Source organism: Luteibacter sp. (assembly GCF_035539195.1).
Classification (GTDB): domain Bacteria; phylum Pseudomonadota; class Gammaproteobacteria; order Xanthomonadales; family Rhodanobacteraceae; genus Luteibacter.
Window position 1 is genome coordinate 52,172 of record NZ_DATLIW010000001.1, and the last position, 22,434, is coordinate 74,605.

A 22,434-nucleotide genomic window follows, 5' to 3' on the forward strand; every position below is an offset into this window, starting at 1 on the left:
GTCGGTGGGCGCGGCTCAGCCGCCGCCAATGGCATGGACGATCTCGACCCGGTCGCCGTCGGCGAGCAGGTGGGTCGCGTGCGCGCTACGCGGCACGATTTCGAGGTTCACTTCCACGGCCACGCGCTTGCCGGCATAGCCGGCGGCATCGAGCAGGGCCGACACGGACGTGCCGGGCGCGCAGTCACGCGCATCGCCATTGAGGGTGATATGCATCCGCCGATTGTAACGGGCGGCCGTGGCCGCGGCGAACCCGTCGCCTCAGCGGCCGTAACCGTTGCCGCCACCGCCACGCAGCGGAATGCCGGTGCCCGGCTGGTTACCCGTGCTTATGCCGGTGCCCGGCTCCGAGGCGCGATTGGCGTTCACGCCGTTGGTCACGGGTATCGGTTGGGGGTACGGGTTCCAGCCGTTGTTCCCACGGTGGCCGCCGTCGCGCGCCTGCCTGGGCGGCGCGACCTGCACCGCGGGCCTGCCGTTGGGCGGATTGGCTTTCATGCCGACGCTGACCGAGTTGCCGGGCTGCTGGTAGCCATTGCCGTCGTGGCCGCCGCCATGACCATGGCCGGGGTAGCCGCCGTGATCGTGGTCATGGCCGTAGCCGTAGCTGTCGTTGTTCGGGTAGCTGCCGTAGCCGCCGGAGTAATAGCCACCGCCACCGTCGTTGGCGGCCTGGTTGTCGTAGCCGCCGTTACCGTACCCGCCCTGGTCCGGGTAGCCGCCGCTGTTGGCCTGACCGTCCACGTACAGCCGGGCCGGCTGGGGCAGGGTGCCAGTGCTGACCGTCTCCCGGCGAACCGGTGCGGAAGGACCCGAGATATAGCTGACGCCGGGTTTGGGCATGTCCGCGGTGGACACCGTTCGGGACTGGGCCGAAGCGACCCCGACCGCACCGAGCGCAAGCCCCGCGAAGACGGAAAGCGACAGGATTCGATGCATGGCCCGGCCCTCGTAAGAATTCCCCGTCACGATTATGCGCTCGCCACCGGTGGCCGGCGTTGCCGCTCCCTTGGGCGTTCAGCCGGGCGCCACCTTTCCCCCGAGCGTGCCGACGTATTACCATCCCCTCCCGATGCGGGTGTAGCTCAATGGTAGAGCTGTAGCTTCCCAAGCTACTGACGAGGGTTCGATTCCCTTCACCCGCTCCACTTCGCGACGTGATGCGCCAAGTGCCTTCTCTGAAACGTCTTTCTTGGCTTCGTCAGCGGACCTATGCGGCCTCCCCAGAGGTGTCGTCCGAGGTGTCGTCAAGCCATCCATGATCGCCGGGTCGTGAAACGCCACCTCGGCGAGAGGAAGCTGTATTCCGCGCGGGAGGAGCCGATGCTCGCGTTTCAGACCATGGCGAATGCGGTGGCTCCGCCCGACGAACCACAGTCGCGGCCAGCCCTCGGGCGTCCTCCGGCTGGTTTTTAGTAATGAATCAGGGCGCCCGCATCTTGGGCGCCCTTGGTGGTGCGGTTGAGAGAAAAGCGACGCAGTTCGCGATTCAGTCCTTTGTAGGAAAGCCCCTACACCTCGTAGGGGATTACGCTGACACGCGTCGGCGGACTGTTGTGCCAACAATTCCGCACCTCTACGCCCCGAGTGCTTCGTGATGCCGACGACATGGACTAAGTCAGTGCGCCACCTCGCTTCTTCGCTTCTCTTGCTCATCACTCTTCAGGTCGCTTCAAGCCCTAGCGCTTTCTCATGAAGCAATCTAAAGCGCTACTCATGTCGGTGCTGTGGTTCGCGAGTCATACCGCCTACGCACAAAATGCGTCGGAGCAGCCGGTAAACCTCAATCAAGACTTGGTCCTCACGCAGCAGCAATTGCGAACCCTTGCGGTTGAGGCGATGCGTGGGTCGTCGGAAGCGGCGTCTAAGATCTCCGTGTTTTACGGTTTTGTGCTTCTTAACCCTATGGAGGAAAGGCGTTGGGCGCTCATTGCTGCGGAGAATGGCGATCCTGTCGCGCAATACAATGTCTACGAGGACTTCGTGAACAACGACACGGCGCTTGATCGCGAGCGTGCGCTGTTCTGGCTGAGGAAGTCAGCCAACGCCGGCTATAAGGACGCGCAGGAAAAATTAAAGCGCGTCGAGCAAGACGGGAAGCATGCATTGGCCCCGCATGCTTTGAAATCAGATCCGCACGTAAATCGATCGGATGCTTCTGCTTCTGAGTGACCAGAATCGGTAACACGCCGATCCTGGCAAACCTTGGCTACGGTGTTCGCGATTAGGCATCTGGCATGTATCTCTATGCTGGAACGGTGAGCGTTGGCATCGTCACCGGACTTCCGAGCACCTAAATGAGGACACGCCGTGGCACATGCAGGCGCCCGAGAAGTTCAAAAGCTAGCTTGCCGTGCGAGCGAGTTCAGTCGGTCGCGCACGCAGCTCAGACGGCGCTTCGATGGGATGCAGGCGACCCCGAATAAGGCTGGGCGGGGGCATCGGCGGTGTGGTTGGCCCGAAATGGTCGCGGCCCACGCCCGGCCCGGTCCAGACTCGACAAGGCTCTCTGTAGCCTGATACGTCTCCTGGGTATCGTTTTGGGTATCGCTGTTCATAAGCTGCTGAACAGGCTGTAGATTGGCTGGTGCGGGGAAAAGCCGGATCTCGATTCGATTCCCTTCACCCGCTCCATCGCCGCGCCAGGCGCCTGCCCCCGCTGTTCCGCCCTCGTCGATACCCCGGCATCGTCCGCGCGATCGTCGATGGCGACGCAACCCTTCGCCGCGCCGGCGGCACTACCTGCTTTTAGCCTGGTCGCGCCTGCAGCATGGAACCTGGCCGCACGAACTATCGCAACATCCAGGGCCTGCGCGCCGTCGCGGCCCTGATGGTCCTGGCCAGCCATCTGTTCTGGGATATCGTGCCGATGCGGACGCATTGGGCAAAGCCATGGTTCACGGCCGTCGGACCGTCCGGTGTCGATATCTTCTTCGTGATCTCGGGCTTCATCATCTATCAGGTCACGAGGCGGTCGACCCGACATGTGGGCCCTGGGGGTCGATACCGGGCGTTCCAAGAATTCGCCATGAAGCGAGTCATCAGGATCTACCCGCTGTACTGGATCGTGTTCGGTGCCGCCACGGTGATGATGATCTGGCTGCCACCGGCAAGCGGCTTCATGAAGAAGCCTCAGCTCGAACTGATCTTCCTGGTAAACAGCATCCCCAACTACCGCGTCCAGGCAGCCTGGACGTTGACGTTCGAGGTGTACTTCTATGCGGCCACGGCGCTCAGCATGCTCGTGTTTCCGAAGCGGATCCATGCCGGCCTGTTCGGCTGGTTCGCGACGATCGGTGTGGTCGCCGTGCTGACGACGGTGTTCGGCCTCGCTATCCCGCTGGACTACGTGTTCGCGCCGATCCTTCTCGAGTTCCTGCTTGGCATGGGTGTCGCCATGCTCATCGAGCGCGGCGAGCACCGGTACCGCGGGCTCGCGCTCTGCCTCGGCTTGGTGTGGTTGCTCATCGGCTCCATTCCCTTGCACGCGGACGGGGGCCGCGCTGCGCTGTCCTATCTTCTTCGTCTTGGCTGCTGGGGAGTTCCGGCCGCATTCGTCGTTTACGGAGCCGCAGCGTTCGAGCTCGGGCATTCGCGGGTCATGCCCGCATGGCTTCAGGCGCTGGGCGATGCGTCGTTCTCGATCTACCTCTGGCACGCGGTGATCTTCATCGGCGTGGGCGCCGCCTACGCCCGCCTGGGCTGGGTCGGCGTGGTCGACCGTTCCGTACTCGCCCTCGTCATGGGTCTTGTCGGGCTTGCTGTGGGCCTGCTCAGCTACCACCTCGTCGAAAGACCCCTGTTGCGGGGACTGGGCAAGCGTTTCCTCGGGCGACCCGTCGGTTCGCATTCGCTGGATGCCGTCCCCGCTTCCGTTCGCTGACGAAACCCTGACGCGATGCCGGCCAGGATGGCGACTCCATGCCACCGCCGGTAATGCCATGTCCGAGACCATCTTCGAAGCCCTCCGCGAAAGCCACGTCATCCAGCGCGCGCTGATGCGCAAGCTCATGCGTTCCGACCCGGGCGAACATCGCGTGGAGCTGTTCACCGCACTGCGTATCGAACTGGCCGCCCACGAAGCCGCCGAGGAACGCTTCCTCTACGTCCCGATGTTGATGGACGACCGCGGTCTGCACCCGTCGCGCGACGCCCTGGCCGACCACCACAAGATGGACGAGCTGGTGGAGGAACTGCAGACCGTGAACCATGCCGGTCGGAAGTGGACTGCCAACCTCGGGAAGCTCTCCGACGAACTGCACGACCATCTTCGCGAGGAGGAACGCAGCTTCTTCCAGCTTGGCGGCAAGATCCTTACCGACCGGCAGAAGACCGGGCTGGCGAAGAAGTATCGAAAGGAATATCTCGCCCTGCACAAGCGGCTCGCCAGCGAGTAACGGCCGGCGCCTTCGCGAACCATGCCCAAGGGCGCGCCGGCGCGGTACCCTTGACGCCTGTGTTTCGCGCTGCCGCAAGGAATTCCCCGTGTCCGACCGCAAGAACGTAGCCTGCTGGCTGACCGACATGGACGGCGTCCTCGTCCATGAGAACAAGGCCCTGCCGGGCGCACCCGAACTCATCCGCCAGTGGCGGGACAACGGCACGCCTTTCCTGGTACTGACCAACAACTCGATTTTTACCCCGCGCGACCTGAGCGCGCGCCTGCGCACCTCGGGCCTGGATGTGCCGGAGGAGCAGCTCTGGACCTCGGCATTGGCGACGGCCACTTTCCTCAAGGACCAGTCGCCCGGCGGCTCGGCCTTCGTGATGGGTGAGGCCGGCCTCACCACGGCGATCCACGAGGCGGGCTTCATCATGACGGACACCGCACCGGACTATGTGGTGCTGGGCGAGACACGCACGTATTCTTTCGCCGCGATCACCAAGGCGATCCGCCTGATCGGCAACGGCGCGCGCTTCATCTGCACCAATCCCGATGCGACCAGCCCGAGTGCCGAAGGGCCCTTGCCCGCGACGGGTGCGGTGGCGGCACTGATCACGCGCTGCACGGGCCGCGAGCCCTATGTGATCGGCAAGCCCAATCCGATGATGTTCCGCTCGGCCATGAACAAACTCGGTGCGCATTCGCACAATACCGGCATGATCGGCGATCGCATGGATACGGACGTGGTCGCGGGTATCGAGGCAGGCCTGCATACCGTGCTGGTGCTCAGCGGCATCGCTACCCGCGCCGACGTGGAAGGCTACCCGTTCCGTCCCGCGGAGATCCTCGATTCGGTGGCCGATCTGCTGCGCTGAGCCGTCGCCCGCGCCGGTCGTATGTCACACTTTTCGTCATCGGGACTGTCGTAACCACCCATGAGCGCAACCCTCGAACCTACGGATCGCCGCACGCTCGACCGCGGCGATGTAAAAACGCTGCTCCTTTCCGCGCTCGGTGGCGCGTTGGAGTTCTACGACTTCGTGATCTTCGTCTATTTCGCGAAGACGATCGGCCACCTGTTCTTTCCGCCGGGGACCTCCGACTGGCTGGCAAGTCTGCAGGCCTTCGGGATCTTCGCGGTGGCGTATCTCGCGCGTCCTCTCGGCGGCATCGTCATGGCGCACTTCGGCGATCGCATCGGCCGCAAGCGGATGTTCACGCTGAGCGTCTTCCTGATGGCGGTGCCGACACTGCTTATCGGTGTGTTGCCCACGTACGCGACGCTCGGCGTGCTTGCGCCGCTGCTGCTCACCCTGCTTCGCGTGGTGCAGGGCCTGGCTATCGGCGGTGAAGTGCCAGGTGCATGGGTGTTCGTGGCGGAGCACGTACCTCGGCGCCGCGTTGGACTCGCCGTGGCCAGTCTTTCGGCAGGTCTCACCGCGGGCATCCTGCTCGGCTCGCTGCTCGCGGCGTGGCTCAATGCCAACCTTTCCGAAGCGGACATGCTCGATCACGGCTGGCGTATCGCCTTCATCCTGGGTGGTGTATTCGGCTTCATCGCCGTGTACCTGCGCCGCTGGCTGAGCGAGACGCCGGTGTTCGCGCGCATGCGCGAGCGCAAGGAGCTCACCGAGGAGCTGCCGGCGCTGGTGGTCATTCGCGATCACCTGCCGGGTGTGCTGCTGTCGATGACCGTGACATGGGTGCTCACCGCGGCGATCGTCGTGGTCATCCTGATGACACCGACGTTGATGCAGAATGCGTTCCACGTCGCACCACCGCGGGCGTTCACCGCCGGCAGCGTGGCGGCTTTCACCCTGTGCCTGGGCTGCATCGGCGGTGGCTTGCTGGTGGATGCCATCGGACGCGCGTGGGCCATGCTCATCGCCTCGGTCGGCCTCGCCCTCAGCACCTACGCGCTGTACTTCGACCTGAAGGCGGGCGGTGCCAACCTGTTCCCGCTCTATGCGCTGGCGGGCCTGTTCGCGGGCGTCGCGGGCATCGTTCCCGCGGTTCTCGTCGCCTCTTTCCCTCCGGCGATCCGGTTCTCCGGCATTTCAGTCTCCTACAACGTGGCCTACGCGATCGCCGGCGCGGCTACGCCCGTGCTGGTCGGCTACCTCATCACGACGGCAGGCGGCCTGGGGCCGGCCCATTACGTGGGCCTGGTCTGCCTGGCTGGCGTGGCCGCGTCGATCTACATGCTGGTCGGCCCCCGGGACACGGCCAGCCGCTGAACAGGTTCCGGCGCGGCCCTGTTCACGCCGATTTCATGGGCGTGACAAGCCTGGGCCCCCGGATCGGTCGTGCCGGTTGAAACCCGGCACCACCTTCGGCATGCTTTTGTATCCGGACCGTTCCCCCGGTCCACCGTCGTCCCCCTACCTTCGCACCAGACCCATGACTGATGTCATCACCCTAGGCTGGCGCGAACGGCTCGCACTTCCGTCGCTCGGCGTCCCTGTCCTCAAGGCCAAGCTCGATACGGGCGCGCGCTCGTCGTCGCTGCACGTCGAGTGGCTGGAAGTCGACGTGCGTGACGACGGCACCTGGCTGCGTTTCCAGGTGCGCACGACCCGAAAGGGCGGCGTGTCCTCGACTTGCGAGGCGAAAGCCATCGGCCAGCGCACGGTGACCGACTCCGGTGGCCACGCGACCACGCGCTGGTTCATCCAGACCGAGATCGAGCTGGCCGGGCAATCCTTCGTTGCCGAAGTGAACCTGACCGACCGCCGGCACATGCTGTTTCCCCTTTTGCTCGGCCGGACGGCGCTGCACGGGCGCTTCCAGGTCGATCCTTCGCTTTCCTATTCACAGACGCCGCGCCGCGCCGTCCGGGAACCCACATGAAGATCGCCATCCTGTCGCGCAATGCGCGGCTGTACTCCACGCAGCGACTGGTGGAGGCGGCGCGCAAGCGCAAGCACACCGTCCGCGTGATCGATCCGCTGCGCTGCTACATGAGCATCGCGCCGCAGATGTTCGCGATTCACTTCAAGGGCAAACCGCTGGGCCCGATCGACTGCGTGATCCCGCGTATCGGCGCGTCCAGCACGTTCTATGGCACGGCCGTGCTCCGCCAGTTGGAGTTGATGGGCGTGTTCACGCCCAATCCCTCGGATGCCGTGCTGCGCGCCCGGGACAAGCTGCGCAGCCTGCAGATCCTGGCGGTGAAAGGCGTGGACATGCCGGTGACCGCCTTCGGCGACAACCCCGACGACACCTCCGACCTGCTCGCCATGCTGGGCGACCCTCCCCACATCATCAAACTGAACGAGGGCACCCAGGGTGCCGGCGTGGTCCTGGCCGAGAAGCGCTCGGCCTCGCAGAGCGTGATCGAAGCCTTCCGCGGTCTCTACGCCAACTTCCTCGTCCAGGAATTCATCCGCGAGGCCAATGGCAGCGACCTGCGCTGCTTCGTGGTCGGCGACCAGGTGGTGGCCGCCATGCAGCGATCCTCGGCGCCGGGTGAATTCCGCGCCAACCTGCACCGCGGTGGCTCCGCGGCGTCGGTCGAGCTGTCCGATGACGAGCGTCGCGTGGCCATCCAGGCCGCCTCGGCCCTCGGTCTGGAGGTGGCCGGTGTCGATCTGCTGCGCTCGTCGCGGGGTCCGTTGCTGCTCGAGGTGAATGCCTCGCCCGGTCTGGAAGGCATCGAGGGCAGCACCGGCGTGGACGTCGCCGACGCCATCATCGCCCACTGCGAAAGCCGGGTCGCCGCGCGACCGGCGGTCGCCAAGGCCCGCCGGCCAAGGGCTGCCAAGGGATTAACAGCGATTTAAACGACCCTCGCCTATAAAGGTTCCACTGTGATTCCGCGACGCGGGGTGACGGTATCGGGGCAGTAGTTCTTTCGGCCCGGGCGGGTTTCCCGTCCGGGCCTCTCTTTTACTGCTGTCCGCTTCACGGATTCGGCGTTAAGCTTCCGGTCGCAATACTGTTAAGACTCACCCGCGACCGCACAATGGAGTGCCGAATGCGCGTTCTGGTCATCGAAGACAACACCGACATCGCGACCAACATCGGGGATTACCTCGAGGATCGCGGCCATGTGGTCGATTTCGCCGGCGACGGCGTGACCGGACTGCACCTGGCTGTCGTACACGATTTCGACGTCATCGTGCTCGACCTGACCCTGCCGGGCATGGACGGGCTGGATGTCGCCAAGAAGCTCCGCCACGAGGCCCACAAGCAGACGCCGGTGCTGATGCTCACGGCGCGCGACTCGCTGGAGCACAAGCTCACCGGGTTCGAATCCGGTGCCGACGACTACATGACCAAGCCCTTCGCCTTGCAGGAACTGGCGGCGCGACTGGAAGTGCTGGCCCGTCGCGGCAAGGGCCCGCAGAGCCGCGTGCTCAAGGTGGGCGGGCTTACCTACAACCTCGACACGCTCACCGTGAGCCGGGAAGGCAAGTCCATCCAGCTCAACCCGATCGGTCTGAAGCTGTTGCAGGCGCTGATGGAAGCCAGTCCGTCCGTGGTGACTCGGCAGGACCTCGAGCAGCGCGTGTGGGGCGAGGAGTTGCCGGATTCGGACTCGTTGCGCGTACACATTCACGGGCTGCGTGCGGCCATCGACAAACCTTTCGAGAAGCCGCTGATCCACACGCGTCACGGTATCGGATATCGCATGGTCGATCCGGATGCGGTCCAGACGTAAGCTTCGTTTTCGCCTGATAGTCACTTTCACGCTGTTCGGCTTCAGCCTGAGCGCTCTTTTCGCGTACGCGGCACTCAACATCCGCGAGCGCGTCGAAGAGCAGCTGATCAATTCGGCCATGCAGGACGAAGTCGATTCGATCAACGAGAAAGTGCTCGCCAATCCCAATCAGGCGCCGCCCATCGAGATCGTCAAGGGCGCGACATTCAGCGACCGGACTATCTACAAGGCCCCGCTCGCGTGGCAGCCGCTCGACACCGGCGTGCACGACATCTACGAGACGGGCAAGGACGGGCGCGCCCATCACTACAAGGTGGCCGTGCGCCGGAAGGGCGGCATCATCAACTTCCTCCAGTTCGACGTCTCTCGCGACGAACTGGGCAAGCGCCAGCTCGTCACCAGCGTGATCGCCGCGGTGTTCCTGTTCGGCCTGTTCTCGCTCGTGCTCGGCGTATGGTTGTCCTCGCGCGTGCTGCGTCCGGTAACCGACCTGGCGCGACGCCTGCGCGACTTCCGCCGCATCGGCAAGGCCGAGGCGCTGGCGCCCCATTTTGCCGATGACGAAGTGGGCGAACTGGCCGTGGCACTCGACGAATACGCCATGCGCCTGACGTCGGTGGTCGAACGCGATCGCGAATTCAATTCCGACGTGAGCCACGAACTGCGCACGCCACTGGCGGTCATCGCCAGTACGACGGAACTGTTGCAGGGCTCGCCCGATCTCACCGACAAGCTGCGTGAGCGCTTGAAGCGTATCGAGCGTGCATCGCGCCAGGCTACCGAACTGATCGAAGCCCTGCTGCTGCTGTCGCGAGCGGAACGTCGTGGTCCGACGCGTGGAGAAACGACCGACGTAGCCAGGGTCGCCTCGGATGTGATCGAAAGCCAGCGCCCGCAGATGGGCGGCAAGCCGATCGAGATCGAGCTGATTTCCGATGGATCGGTGACCGTGAACGCGCCGGCTTCCGTGCTGTCCGTCGCCCTGACCAACCTGATCGGCAACGCGATCAAGTACACGATGGAAGGCAAGGTGACGGTGCGTGTGCTCGACGGCCGCGTGGATGTGATCGATACCGGTCCCGGGATCAAGCCGGAGGATGCGGAGAAGCTTTTCCAGCGAGGCATTCGCGGCGAAAGCGCCACCGGCGGCGGTGCGGGCCTCGGCCTGGCGATCGTGCGTCGCCTGTGCGAATTGTACGAATGGGATGTTTCGCTGCGCCCACGGCCCGACATGGCCGGCGCGATTTCGACGATCGATTTTCGCTGATCCAACGCGGACGGCTGGCCGTCCGCGCACGTTCCCGGATCCGCGACGCTTTTCGCTCAACCCTGCGGCGGGCCTTCGTGACAGTTCGCGCCGTTGCAGATGATTTCAAGCGGCGCACCGCCGCTTGGGCAGGTGCTGAAAAGATGCGCATTGTCGCCTTCGACATTGCGTACGCGGACCAGGCGATCGCACTGATGGATCGCTGCGATGTTCTGCGCCGCGTTGAACATCGGTACGGTCACACGCGGATCGAGCGAGGCAGGGCCGCCTTCCGTCTGGAGGCTGCGGCCGCTGGCCTGGGCGGCGTCAGAAGCGGACTGCGTCGAGGTGTCAGCGACAGGCGCATCGGTCCGCATCGCATGGGCATCGGGCATGCGAAACGCCGGCGCTTCGGTCTGCAGCAATTCGCACTCACGGACGCCGTCCTGGCCCTTGGTCGTGTCGACTGCATGCAGCATGCTGTTCGCCGACCACATGCCCATCTTCACTTCCTGCCAGACGTAGTAGGTCTGGCCGGCCTGGGTATCCAGCGAAAGCGATGCAATCTTCTCGCCTCGGGAGGTAATGGTGTGCGGCCCGGGGGGCAGGGCGAGCTGCAGGAAGCTCTTCGGTCCCGTGTCGCCGACGACGATGCCGTCGACGCTGACGTGGAGCTTGATGGCGGAGCCGAGAATCTCGTCGCGATAGATGTAGACCACGGCCTTGTCGGTGATCGGCGAGAAAGTCTTCGCCTGTGTGCTGGCGTTCCGATCGGCTTTGTTCACGCTTGCGCAGCCGCTGACGAGGCATGCGACGACGATCGCCGCAGTGGCGATATGACGGAGCTTCATGTTTTCCCCCTGTTGATTGGCCAGTCCTGTTGGCTCATTCCCTGGCGGGGGCATCGTAGCGCGTCCTTGCGCTACGGTGGAGGGGCTCAGAGCGCCTCGAGCCAGCCCCAACGGTCGGCGGTCTTGCCGTTGAACAGGCCGAAGTAGAGCTCCTGCAGGCGACGGGTGATCGGGCCACCCTTGCCGTTGCCGATCTTCTTGCCGTCGACGGCGCGGATCGGGGTGACTTCCGCCGCGGTGCCGCACATCAGGATTTCGTCGGCGAGGTAGAGATACTCACGCGGCAGATCGCGCTCGACCACGTCGATGCCTTCCTCGCGTGCGAGGGTCATCAGCGTGTGGCGAGTGATCCCGGTGAGGATCGATGCGCTTGCCGGCGGCGTGTGCAACACACCGTCGAAGACCAGGAACAGGTTCTCGCCGGCGCCTTCGCTGAGCAGGCCGGTCGAGGCGAGCGCGATGCCTTCGCCGAAGCCGAGACGACGCGCTTCACGCGCGATCAGCTGGCCGGAAAGGTAGTTGCCGCCGGCCTTGGCACCGGCGGGAATGGTGTTCGGCGCGAAGCGCTGCCAGCTCGAGACGCAGGCGTCGATGCCGTTCTCCAGCGCCTCGGGCCCGAGGTAGGGGCCCATCGGCCAGGTGGCCACGGCGACATCGGTGGGGCATTCGGCCGAAAGACCGAAACCGCCCAGGCCGCGGAACGCCACGGGGCGCAGGTAAGCCGCCTTCAGGTCGTTCTTCTTGACCACGTCGCGGCAGGCCGCGGCGAGTTCGTCGATCGTGTACGGAATTTCGATGTCGTAGATCTTCGCCGAAAGGTACAGGCGCTTGAGGTGGTCGGTGAGGCGGAAGATGGCCGCGCCGTCCGGCGTCTCGTAGCTGCGGATACCCTCGAACACCGAGGATCCGTAATGCAGCGCGTGCGCCATCACGTGGACGGTGGCATCGCGCCAGGGCTTGATCTGCCCGTTCTGCCAGATCCAATCGGGGTAGTTCTGCATGGTGCGCTCTCCTGGGGACCGCCCATGATAACGCGCAGCGCGACCCCTGCCATGGCGCGACGCGTCAGTGCGCGGGCGGATGGCGTGCCGGGATGGGCCTGGGCGGGCTCAGGCCGGCGGGCGCAGCCAGAGGCAGCCCGAGTCCCGTACTACGCTGAAATGCGCGCGCCGGGTCGCAGCCTCGTTGCCGGGTCCGGAGGTCACGGCGTCGAGTCCCCCGGCTTCATTGCCTTCCACGGCCAGGAGCGGCTGGCGGACCAGGGCATCCATGTTTCGGATGTTCTCCACGGCGCCGCTGCTCCCGTACCCGCTCCATAGGATCAGACCGCCGATGCGGTTGGCGTCGTGGCTGGCAAAGGCCTGGGCGATGCCTTCGCGCAGCCCTGCCACGTCCTTTGCGCAGAGAAGGCCCGTGCTGGGACCGGCCGGTGCGTCGGACGAGCCGGCGCTGGAACTGGCGGCGGCAGGCGTAGGCGGCATGACCGACGTCGCACCGATGCTCGTGCACTGCTGGTCGGAGAATACGGGGCGGCCGTCCCTGCCGACACAACGATGGATCGCCGTCTGCGCGGCGGCCGGCAGGGCGATCAGGAGCAGTAGCAGGACGAAGGCACGTTTCACGGGGCGGCACGCTTGGCGACGGTGCGCCATCATCCGCGTACGCGCTTCAGCGGAGAGTGACGGCGCGCACGTTTAGCGCGTGGCGAGGCGCTCCAGGACGCTGATCGTCGCCTTGGCCCGGTTGATCGTATAGAAGTGCAGGCCGGGCGCACCGCCATCGAGCAAGCGCTGGCAGAGCTCGGCCACGACGTCCGCACCCAGGTCGCGGACGGCCGCCGCGTCGTCGCCATGCGCCTGCATGCGTTTCACGATCCAGCGGGGAATCTCCGCGCCGCATTGGTCGGAGAAGCGGCGCAACTGACTGAAGTTCGCGATCGGCATGATGCCGGGCACGATCGGAACCTTCACCCCAAGGCGGGTCACATCGTCGACAAAGCGGAAATAGGCGTCCGGATTGAAGAAATACTGGGTGATCGCGCCATCGGCACCGGCGTCCACCTTGGCCTTGAAGTGGCGCAGGTCGACCAGCGCGTTCTCCGCTTGCGGGTGCGTTTCCGGATAGGCGGCCACTTCGATATGGAAGTGGTCACCGCTGTGCTGGCGGATGAAGCTGACCAGTTCCGCGGCGTAACGAAAGTCGCCGGGCGAGGCCATGCCCGAAGGCAGGTCGCCGCGCAGCGCGACGATGCGTCGGCAGTCGGTGGCCTTGTAGAGATCCAGCAGGGCGGCGATCTCGGCGCGCGTGCCACCCATGCACGACAGGTGGGGCGCCACGGAAAGGCCATGCTCGGCACGCAGCCGTTTCACCGTTTCGTCGGTATAGCTCAGGGTCGAGCCGCCCGCGCCGAAGGTCACCGAGACGTAGTCCGGCGCGTGCTTCTTCAAGCGGCTCACGGTGGTGTCGAGCTGGGCGCGCTGCTCGTCGGTCTTGGGTGGGAAGAACTCGAAGCTGATGGCGGGCATGGACGGGGTTCCCGGAACGATGTCCCGAGTATATATCTTTCCATCCAGATGGAAAGATGGCTATTTGCCACGGGGTCACCAAAAAGAAAGGCGCCCCCGAGGGAGCGCCTTTCCGGTTCAGCCCTAACGCCGATCGATCAGTAGCGGTAGTGGTCCGGCTTGTACGGGCCTTCCACCGGCACGCCGATGTAGTCGGCCTGGTCCTGGGTCAGCACGGTCAGTTTCACGCCGATCTGGGCCAGGTGCAGGCGGGCGACTTCCTCGTCGAGCTTCTTCGGCAGGCGGTAGACCGTCTTCTCGTAGGTGTCCTTGTTGGCCCACAGGTCGAGCTGGGCCAGCGTCTGGTTGGAGAAGCTGTTCGACATGACGAAGCTAGGGTGGCCATGGGCGCAACCGAGGTTCACCAGGCGGCCTTCGGCCAGCATGTAGATGGCGTTGCCCTTGGCGAACGTGTAGCGGTCGACCTGCGGCTTGATCGTCTCGCGGGTGACGTCCTTCGCACCGTTGAGGCGATCCATCTGGATCTCGTTGTCGAAGTGGCCGATGTTGCAGACCAAGGCGTTGTTCTTCATCGCCGCCATGTGCTCGAGCGTGATGATGTCCTTGTTGCCCGTGGTGGTGACATAGATGTCGCCGAGGCCGAGGGTGTCTTCGATCGTGGTGACCTGGAAGCCTTCCATCGCGGCCTGCAGGGCGTTGATCGGATCGATCTCGGTCACGATCACGCGGGCGCCGAAGCCCTTGAGCGAATGGGCGCAGCCCTTGCCGACATCGCCATAGCCGCAGACCACGGCCACCTTGCCGGCGACCATGAGATCGGTCGCGCGCTTGATGCCGTCGGCCAGCGACTCGCGGCAACCGTAGAGGTTGTCGAACTTGCTCTTGGTCACCGAGTCGTTGACGTTGATCGCCGGGACCAGCAACTTGCCGGCTTCGGCGAGCTGGTACAGGCGGTGCACGCCGGTCGTGGTCTCTTCGGAGACACCGCGCCATTCGGCGGCGATCTTCTTGAACCAGCCGGGACGGGCGGCGGCGGTGCGCTTGACCAGATCCTTGATGACCTGCTCTTCGTGGTTGCCGCTGGGGGTGTTGACCCAGTCGCTGCCGTCTTCGAGTTCGACACCCTTGTGGATGAAGAGGGTGGCGTCGCCACCGTCGTCGACGATGAGCTGCGGGCCGAGTTCACCCGGGTGGGTGAGCATGTCGAGCGTGCAGTCCCAGTATTCCTCCAGCGACTCGCCCTTCCAGGCGAATACCGGCAGCTCGCCCTCGGCGAGTGCCGCGGCGACGTCGTCCTGGGTCGAGAAGATGTTGCAGGAGGCCCAGCGCACCGAGGCGCCGAGCTCGCGCAGGGTTTCGGCGAGGACCGCGGTTTCCTTGGTCACGTGCAGCGAGCCGGACAGGCGCACGCCCTGGAGCGGTTTTTCCTTGGCGTAGCGGGCACGGATCTGCATCAGGCCGGGCATTTCTTCTTCGGCCATGCGGATACGGCGGCGGCCGAGGGCGGCCTGCGAGATATCGCGGACCTTGAAATCCTGGAAGGAGGTCGGTTTCGTGACGGCGTTCATGGGGCGTAGCTCCGATTGGTTACGGGGGCGCCGTTGTACAGGAGGCCGCGCCGAGCCTGGCCTATGGGAGTCCCCATGGTCGCAGCGCCCCTCGGCGGGCAAAACGGTTTCCCATTGTATCGCGGAATCCGGATGCAGGGATGAACACACTTTTTTAGGTACTCTCGGGGTTCCGATGACTGCCGAGAGCCCGATGGAAGCCGCACGCGATCCCGAATTCCTGCCCCACGACGGCCCCCTGCGCGAGGACGTACGCCGCCTCGGCACCCTGGTCGGCCAGATGCTCGCTGAGCAGGGCGGCCAGGCCTTCTACGAGCGCGTGGAACATGTGCGAACGACCGCGATCCACCGCCGACGCAGCGGCGCCGCCGTGGATGCGCTCGCCGAGCCGTTGACCGGCCTGGAGGCGGCCGACGCCGAATCCCTGGCGCGTGCCTTCGCCACCTACTTCCAGGCGGTGAATACCGCCGAGCGCGTCCATCGCATCCGCCGCCGTCGCGACTACCAGCGCGAAGGTGGCGCGCCGCAGCCCGAGTCGCTGGCTGCGGTGCTCGGCCTGCTGAAGAAGGACGGGGTGGGTCGCGACGAACTGACGGCGCTCCTGGATCGTCTGGATGTCGAACCCGTCTTCACCGCCCATCCGACCGAGGCGGTGCGGCGCTCGCTGCTGGAGAAGGAACAGGAGATCGTGCGCGCCCTGGTCGACGAGTTCGATCCGACGCGCACGCCGCAGGAACGGCGCGACGACGATGCGCGCATTCTCATGGCGTTGTCCGCCGGCTGGCAGACGGCGGAAGCCTCGCCCGTGCGACCCAGCGTGCAGGACGAATTCGACCACGTGGGCTTCTATATCGCGAGGCCGATCTACCGCGTGTTGCCGGCGCTGTACGAAGCGTTGGAGCAGGCCATCGTCGAGACCTACGGCGATGGCATCGCCATTCCCCGCCTGCTTCGCTTCGCCACCTGGGTGGGCGGCGACATGGACGGCAACCCGAACGTCAACGCCGAGACCATCGCCGCGACGCTTGGCGCGCAGCGCTCGTTGGTGCTGGAACGGTACCTCGAGGACACGGCGGCGCTGGGCCGGCTGCTCAGCCAGACCGACGACCGTGTGGCGCTCGACGACCGCCTCGTCCGCCGCCTCGGGCGCTACCACGAGGATCTTCCCGAAGCCGCGGCGAGCATCCGTCCGCGTCATGCGGACATGCCGTATCGAAGCTTCCTCAAATTCGTTGCCGCGCGACTGGATGCGACCCTGCACGAACAGCCCGTGGGCTATGCCTCGGCGGACGAGTTCATCGACGACATCGCGCTGATCGAGAAGAGCCTCCTCGCGCATGGCGGCAAGCATGCGGGTGCGTATGCGGTCGGCCGGCTCCTGTGGCGTGCGCGCACGTTCGGCTTTCATCTGGCTCGCCTGGATGTGCGTCAGGATGCGCGGGTGCACGACGAGGCACTTTCCGCCCTGCTCGACGACGCGGAGTTCGCCAACCGCGACACCTCGGCCCGGGTGACGGCGCTGCGCCCCTACGCCGCCGGCGAACGCAGCTTCGTCGCCGGCGACGACAACGATGCGGCGACGATGCTGCGCGATGTGTTCGCCACGCTCGCCGATTCGCGCCGGCGTTACGGCCAGGAAGCCACCGGTCTCTACATCATCAGCATGGCCGAGAGTGCGGCCGACGTGCTGGCCGTGCTGGCGCTGGCCCGCCGTGGCGGTCTGGTCGAAGACGGACGCGTGCCGCTCGATGTTGCCCCGCTGTTCGAGACGATCGACGATCTCGCCGGCGGCGCGGAAACGCTGCAGGCCCTGCTCGACGACCCGATCTATCGCGAGCACCTCAAGGCGCGCGGCGACCGCCAGTGGGTGATGCTCGGCTATTCGGACAGCGGCAAGGACGGCGGCACGCTGGCTTCGAAATGGAGCCTGCAGCGCGCGCAGGTCGACCTGCTCGAGGTGGCCGAAAAGGCGGGCATCCGCGTGGCCTTCTTCCACGGTCGCGGTGGCTCGGCCAGTCGCGGTGGCTCCCGCATCACGCCGGCCCTGATGGCGTCGCCGCGTGGCTCCGTCGGCGGCGTGCTGCGGGTGACCGAGCAGGGCGAAGTCATCCATCGCAAGTACGGCATCCGCGCCCTCGCCGTGCGCAACCTGGAACAGACGCTGGGTGCGGTGATGCGGGCCTCGTTGCGTCCGCGCGAGGTGGAAGTCCGTGAGTCGGGATGGAAGGACACCATGGCGAAGCTCTCCGCGGAAAGCCGCAAGGCGTACCGCGCGTTCGTCGATACCGAGGGCTTCGTCGACTATTTCCGCGGTGCCACGCCTATCGATGTGATCGAGCGCATGACCCTCGGATCGCGCCCGGCGCGTCGGCGCAGCATGAAGGGCGTCGAAGATCTCCGCGCCATTCCCTGGGTGTTCTCCTGGACCCAGTGTCGCGCGGTGCTGACCGGCTGGTACGGGCTGGGCAGCGCGCTCGACGCCGTGGCCAAGGAATGCGGCGAAGAACATCTGGTGCACATGGCGCGCGAGTGGCCCTTCGTCTCGACCATGCTGGACGATGTGGAGATGGTCCTGGCCAAGGCCGACATCGATATCGCCGAAGCGTTCTCAAAGCTCGCCGGGCCCCTGCACGAACGCTTCTTCCCGATGATCCGCGCCGAGTTCGAGCGCACGGTGGCGTGGGTGCTCAAGCTCAAGGCGGCGGACGAGCTCCTGGCAGGCGATCCGCGCCTGGCCACGTCGATCCGCCTGCGCAATCCGTACGTGGACCCGATGAGCCTGCTCCAGGTCGACCTGCTCAAGCGCTGGCGCGCGACCGGCGGCACGGACGACGCCCTGCTCAACGCGCTCGTGGCCTGCGTCAACGGCGTGTCCCAGGGACTGCAGAACACCGGCTGATCGATTTGCCATACAAATCGGTGAGGCAGCGGGCTCCGCTGTCTCACCGCGGTAAGAGAATGCAGGGCTGGGCCTAAAGTCCACAGGAAGTCTGCCGACAATGCCGGTGTAAGGGCATCCGCAAGGGGTGGCCGCTGACTTCGCATAGGCTCTGGGCATGAACAGCATCTTCCATCGCGCCACGGTGCGCACTATGAGCGTGGGCGCGCGCCTGACCCTGCTCGTGGTGGGCATCGTGGCGCTCGGCGTCGCGGTGCTGACCATCGTCGTGACGACCATGGTCTCGCGCGAACTCGAGACCCGCGCCCGCGCCGACCTCGAGCGCGGCAACCGCGCCATCATCGCCACGGTGAACACCTTCTCCGGGGCCTTGCTCGCCGAGTCGGACCGTTTCCTGGGCGTGTTCCAGAGTTACTACCCCGGCACGTTCACGATCGACGACAAGCACCGCGTGATGATGGGCGGCCATACCGTTCCCACCCTGCTCCACGACGGCAAGGTGCTCAACGGCGACTTCGTCCAGGTGGACGAGTTCTCGGCGCGCGCGCACGTGGTCGCGACATTGTTCGTGCGTGACGGGCCGGACTTCATCCGCGTCAGCACCTCGTTGAAGAAGGAAGACGGCTCCCGCGCGATCGGCACATCGATCGATCACGCCCATCCCGCGTTTCCCCAGTTGCTGTCCAATAAGTCGTACGGTGGCCCCGCGGTGTTGTTCGACCGGCCGTACATCACCCGCTACGAGCCGATCCACGACGCCTCCGGCAACGTGGTCGGCGCATGGTTCGTCGGCGTCGAGATCACCAGCGAGATGGCCAATCTCTCGCACGAGATCGCTTCGATTCGTATCGGCCAGAGCGGTTACTACTCGGTCGTCGACGCCAGTGCCGGCAAGCGCTATGGCACGTTCGTCGTCGATCCGATGATGAAGGACGCTGTGGCGAAGGCCGACGGCGCCGCTCTCAAGGTGATGGACATCGACGGCCAGCCGGTGTTCGGTCGCATGTTGTCGGGCAGGCAGGGCGCATTACGCTACAGCGTGAACGTGGACGGTCATACGGTGGACCGCCTTTCCATCTATGCGACCGATCCCGCATGGAGCTGGCTGGTCGCCGGTACGGTGGACATGGACGAGCTGTATGGCCCGGTGCGGCACCTGCGGATGGTCGCGATCGGGACCGCCATCGGCATGGTCGCCGTACTCTGCGTGCTGCTGTTCATCGCGATTCGCGTGCGCATCACGCGGCCGCTCGCGCGTGCGGTCGAAGCCGCGAAACGGCTGGCCGAGGGCGATCTCACCGCGCGGCTGGCGAACGCGCGCGGTGACGAGATCGGCCAGTTGATGCGCTCCATCGACGGTATCGGCGACGGCCTTGGCGATATCGCCCGCTCCGTACGCAAGGCCGCGTCGAGCATGGCCGGAAGTACCTCCGAGATCGCCGCGGGCAATGCCGATCTCTCCACGCGTACGGAAACCCAGGCGCATGAGCTGCAGATGACGGCGTCCAGCCTGGACGAGCTCACGCGCACGGTGCGCGACAACGCCGGGAATGCGGCGCGCGCGAGCACGCTGGCCGAGCATGCCAGCGTCGCCGTGCAGCAGGAGGCGGGTTCGATGCGGGAAGCGGTCGACGCCATGAACGGCATCCAGGCCTCGGCGCAGCGCATCGCGGATGTCATCGGTATCATCAACGGCATCGCCTTCCAGACCAACATCCTTGCTTTGAACGCGGCCGTCGAGGCGGCGCGCGCGGGCGAGCAGGGCAGGGGCTTCGCGGTGGTGGCCGAGGAAGTGCGCAACCTCGCCCAGCGCAGCGCGACCGCGGCGAAGGAGATCGAATCGCTCATCAACGAATCGGTCGAGCAGGTGGACGCCGGCCACGGCCTGGTGACCGAAGCCGGTCGCAACATGGCCACGGTGCTCGACCGTATTCGCGATGTCGCCCAACTGATGGGCAATATCAGCCGTGCGACGAACGAGCAATCCGAACAGATCGGCCGGATCAATCACGCGGTGTCGCGGATGGACGACTCCACGCAGCAGAATTCGGCGTTGGTCGAAGAAGCGGCGGCAGCGGCGAAGAGCCTGGAGGACCAGGCGGGGGAACTGGCGCGGGTGGTGGAAGTGTTTCGGTTGTAGGCAAGAGCATCGCCGCTGAAGCGGCTCCCACACGGGCCCTGCGAAGACGCATTGTAGGAGCCGACGAAGACGCATTGTGGGAGCCGATTCATCGGCGATAGGTGCTCCCACACGGGACCAGCGAAGACTGACTGTGGGAGCCGATTCATCGGCGATAGGTGCTCCCACACAAGACCAGCGAAGACTGATTGTGGGAGCCGATTCAATCGGCGATGGGTGCTCGCGATCACATGAAAAGCTCGCGATCGCACCCGCGCCGTAATCAGCCTTCCAGCTCTTCCCACCGCGCGAACGCCGCATCCAGCTCGGCCTGCAGTTTCACCAGTTCCTCATTGCCACGTGTGATCGCCGCGGCATCCTGCTGGAAGTACTTCGGATCGTTCATCGCCGCGGTGCGCGTCGCGATGGCGTTCTCGAGCTCCTCGAGCTTTGCCGGGAGCAGGTCGAGCTCGCGCTGCTCCTTGAACGACAATTTCTTCTTCGGCGTGGCGGCGACGGGTGCCGGTGCCGGAGCGGGCGCCGGCGTCGCCTTCGCATTGGCCGCACGCGCCGCCGCGATGATCGGCTTCTGGCGCAGCCAGTCGCTGTAACCGCCGATGTATTCGCCGACCTGACCACCGCCTTCGAGCACCAGGGTGCTGGTCACGACGTTGTCGATGAAGTCGCGGTCATGGGATACCAGCAACAAGGTGCCGGTGTAGTCGCCCAGCAGTTCTTCGAGCAGCTCCAGGGTTTCCACGTCGAGGTCGTTGGTCGGTTCGTCCATCACCAGCAGGTTGGACGGCTGGGCGAACAGCTTGGCCAGCAGGAGGCGGTTGCGCTCGCCGCCCGAAAGACGGGTGATCGGCGCACGCGCACGTTCCGGCGAGAACAGGAAATCCTGCAGGTAGCCGATGATGTGCTTGCGTTGCCCGTTCAGCTCGATGTACTCGCGGCCTTCGGCCACGTTGTCCAGCGCGTTCAGGTTGTCGTCCAGCGTGGAGCGGTGCTGGTCGAAGTAGGCGATCTGCAGGCCGGTGCCCAGGGTGACCTCGCCCTCTTGTGGCTTGAGCTCGCCGAGCAGGATCTTCAGCAGCGTGGATTTGCCCGCGCCGTTGGGGCCCATGATACCGACGCGGTCGCCGCGCATGATCGTGGTCGAGATGTCGTCGAGCAGCGTGCGGCCGCCGTAGGCCTGGGTGACATGCTTGGCATCGGCGACCTTGCGTCCGCCAGCCTGCGCGACGGCCAGCGTGATCTTGGCCGTACCCGACTGCTCGCGCCGCTCGGCGCGCTCGTTGCGCAGGGCTTTCAGGGCGCGCACGCGGCCTTCGTTGCGGGTACGACGTGCCTTGATGCCCTGGCGGATCCAGACTTCTTCCTGGGCCAGCTTGCGATCGAAGTGCGCGACAGCCTGGGCTTCCGCATGGAGGCGCTCTTCGCGGCGGCGCAGGTAGTTGTCGTAGTCGCCGGGCCAGCTGGTTACATTGCCGCGATCGATCTCGACGATGCGCGTGGCCAGCGAGCGCAGGAAGCTGCGGTCATGGGTGATGAAGACGATGCTGCCACTGAAGTTCTTCAGGAAGGTTTCGAGCCAGGCGATCGCTTCGATGTCGAGGTGGTTGGTCGGCTCGTCGAGCAGAAGCAGGTTCGGATCGCGCACCAGGGCCTGACCGAGCAGTACACGACGCTTCATGCCGCCGGAGAGGTCGGCGAAATCGGTATGGGCCGGCAGCTCGAGCCGCTCGATCACCTGTTGCACGCGGGAATCGAGGTCCCAGGCGTTCAGCGTCTCGATCTTCGTCTGGACGTCGCCCAGGGCTTCCATGTCGCCTTCTTCCAGAAGATGGTGATAGCGGGCGAGCAGATGCCCCAGTTCACCCAGGCCATCGGCCACCACGTCGAAAACGCTGCCGGTGGTGTCCTGCGGCACTTCCTGGGTCAGGCGGGCGATCCGGGTGCCGCCCTGCAGGCGGATCTCGCCGTCGTCGGCGTGGATTTCGCCGGCGATCAGCTTGAGCAGGGTGGACTTTCCGGCGCCATTGCGCCCGACGATGCAGACGCGCTCGCCGGCATCGAGGGAAAGATTGACCTGTTCGAGCAGGAGCGGGCCGCCGACGCTGTAGTCGACATTGAGGAGTTGGATAAGGGACATCCGCCCATTCTACCCGGGTACGGG

General features: G+C 65.4%; 19 protein-coding genes, 1 tRNA gene and 1 riboswitch. Of the genes, 12 read left to right on the plus strand and 8 right to left on the minus strand.

What is annotated here, in order from left to right; genetic code table 11:
* Positions 1 to 15: 15 nt before the first annotated feature.
* Positions 16 to 216, minus strand: coding sequence for a sulfur carrier protein ThiS (gene thiS / locus VM621_RS00220; protein WP_325466977.1), 201 nt, complete (start codon positions 214 to 216; stop codon positions 16 to 18).
* A 45-nt stretch (positions 217 to 261) separates the two neighbouring features.
* Positions 262 to 939 (minus strand): hypothetical protein, encoded by a 678-nt coding sequence (locus VM621_RS00225; RefSeq protein ID WP_325466978.1) that lies wholly within the window; start codon positions 937 to 939, stop codon positions 262 to 264.
* Between the two features lie 135 nt (positions 940 to 1,074).
* Here VM621_RS00225 and VM621_RS00230 point away from each other — a divergent pair.
* From VM621_RS00230 to VM621_RS00275, 10 genes are all read left to right on the plus strand, one after another.
* Positions 1,075 to 1,148: transfer RNA gene (locus VM621_RS00230), tRNA-Gly, on the plus strand.
* Between the two features lie 544 nt (positions 1,149 to 1,692).
* Positions 1,693 to 2,172, plus strand: coding sequence for a hypothetical protein (locus tag VM621_RS00235; protein WP_325466979.1), 480 nt, complete (start codon positions 1,693 to 1,695; stop codon positions 2,170 to 2,172).
* Between the two features lie 598 nt (positions 2,173 to 2,770).
* The gene (locus VM621_RS00240) at positions 2,771 to 3,883 is read left to right on the plus strand and encodes an acyltransferase (protein WP_325466980.1); all 1,113 of its coding nucleotides are present in this window, start codon (positions 2,771 to 2,773) and stop codon (positions 3,881 to 3,883) included.
* 58 nt (positions 3,884 to 3,941) lie between these two features.
* Entirely contained in the window at positions 3,942 to 4,397 is a 456-nt protein-coding gene (locus tag VM621_RS00245; protein ID WP_325466981.1) for a hemerythrin domain-containing protein, read from the plus strand.
* Positions 4,398 to 4,485: 88 nt separating this feature from the next.
* Positions 4,486 to 5,259 (plus strand): HAD-IIA family hydrolase, encoded by a 774-nt coding sequence (locus VM621_RS00250; protein WP_325466982.1) that lies wholly within the window; start codon positions 4,486 to 4,488, stop codon positions 5,257 to 5,259.
* Positions 5,260 to 5,319: 60 nt separating this feature from the next.
* Positions 5,320 to 6,621, plus strand: coding sequence for an MFS transporter (locus VM621_RS00255; protein WP_325466983.1), 1,302 nt, complete (start codon positions 5,320 to 5,322; stop codon positions 6,619 to 6,621).
* Positions 6,622 to 6,784: 163 nt separating this feature from the next.
* On the plus strand, positions 6,785 to 7,234 hold the full coding sequence (locus VM621_RS00260; RefSeq protein WP_325466984.1) for an ATP-dependent zinc protease: 450 nt from the start codon (positions 6,785 to 6,787) through the stop codon (positions 7,232 to 7,234).
* On the plus strand, positions 7,231 to 8,166 hold the full coding sequence (gene rimK / locus VM621_RS00265; RefSeq protein ID WP_325466985.1) for a 30S ribosomal protein S6--L-glutamate ligase: 936 nt from the start codon (positions 7,231 to 7,233) through the stop codon (positions 8,164 to 8,166). The genes VM621_RS00260 and rimK overlap by 4 nt, the downstream gene beginning before the upstream one ends.
* 194 nt (positions 8,167 to 8,360) lie before the next feature.
* Positions 8,361 to 9,047: a response regulator transcription factor gene (locus VM621_RS00270; protein ID WP_036110317.1), complete on the plus strand. Its 687-nt coding sequence runs from the start codon at positions 8,361 to 8,363 to the stop codon at positions 9,045 to 9,047.
* Entirely contained in the window at positions 9,031 to 10,314 is a 1,284-nt protein-coding gene (locus VM621_RS00275) for a HAMP domain-containing sensor histidine kinase (RefSeq protein ID WP_325466986.1), read from the plus strand. Before VM621_RS00270 ends, VM621_RS00275 begins: the two co-directional genes overlap by 17 nt.
* A gap of 56 nt (positions 10,315 to 10,370) precedes the next feature.
* Here the strand turns inward: VM621_RS00275 and VM621_RS00280 are convergent, their stop codons facing one another.
* From VM621_RS00280 to ahcY, 5 genes are all read right to left on the minus strand, one after another.
* Positions 10,371 to 11,144: a DUF2846 domain-containing protein gene (locus VM621_RS00280; protein WP_325466987.1), complete on the minus strand. Its 774-nt coding sequence runs from the start codon at positions 11,142 to 11,144 to the stop codon at positions 10,371 to 10,373.
* Between the two features lie 86 nt (positions 11,145 to 11,230).
* Positions 11,231 to 12,145 (minus strand): branched-chain amino acid transaminase, encoded by a 915-nt coding sequence (locus tag VM621_RS00285; protein ID WP_325466988.1) that lies wholly within the window; start codon positions 12,143 to 12,145, stop codon positions 11,231 to 11,233.
* Positions 12,146 to 12,253: 108 nt separating this feature from the next.
* Positions 12,254 to 12,766: a DUF4124 domain-containing protein gene (locus VM621_RS00290; protein WP_325466989.1), complete on the minus strand. Its 513-nt coding sequence runs from the start codon at positions 12,764 to 12,766 to the stop codon at positions 12,254 to 12,256.
* 72 nt (positions 12,767 to 12,838) lie between these two features.
* Positions 12,839 to 13,669 (minus strand): methylenetetrahydrofolate reductase [NAD(P)H], encoded by an 831-nt coding sequence (gene metF / locus VM621_RS00295; protein ID WP_325466990.1) that lies wholly within the window; start codon positions 13,667 to 13,669, stop codon positions 12,839 to 12,841.
* A 137-nt stretch (positions 13,670 to 13,806) separates the two neighbouring features.
* Positions 13,807 to 15,237 carry an adenosylhomocysteinase gene (gene ahcY / locus VM621_RS00300; RefSeq protein ID WP_325466991.1) on the minus strand — a complete coding sequence of 477 codons (1,431 nt, stop codon included), beginning with the start codon at positions 15,235 to 15,237 and terminating at the stop codon, positions 13,807 to 13,809.
* A gap of 18 nt (positions 15,238 to 15,255) precedes the next feature.
* Positions 15,256 to 15,336, minus strand: a riboswitch (S-adenosyl-L-homocysteine riboswitch).
* Between the two features lie 94 nt (positions 15,337 to 15,430).
* Between ahcY and ppc the strand changes: the two genes are divergently transcribed.
* On the plus strand, positions 15,431 to 18,136 hold the full coding sequence (gene ppc, locus VM621_RS00305) for a phosphoenolpyruvate carboxylase (protein ID WP_325467008.1): 2,706 nt from the start codon (positions 15,431 to 15,433) through the stop codon (positions 18,134 to 18,136).
* A 157-nt stretch (positions 18,137 to 18,293) separates the two neighbouring features.
* Positions 18,294 to 20,276 carry a methyl-accepting chemotaxis protein gene (locus VM621_RS00310; RefSeq protein WP_325466992.1) on the plus strand — a complete coding sequence of 661 codons (1,983 nt, stop codon included), beginning with the start codon at positions 18,294 to 18,296 and terminating at the stop codon, positions 20,274 to 20,276.
* A gap of 262 nt (positions 20,277 to 20,538) precedes the next feature.
* Here the strand turns inward: VM621_RS00310 and VM621_RS00315 are convergent, their stop codons facing one another.
* Entirely contained in the window at positions 20,539 to 22,410 is a 1,872-nt protein-coding gene (locus VM621_RS00315; RefSeq protein WP_325466993.1) for an ATP-binding cassette domain-containing protein, read from the minus strand.
* Between the last annotated feature and the right edge of the window lie 24 nt (positions 22,411 to 22,434).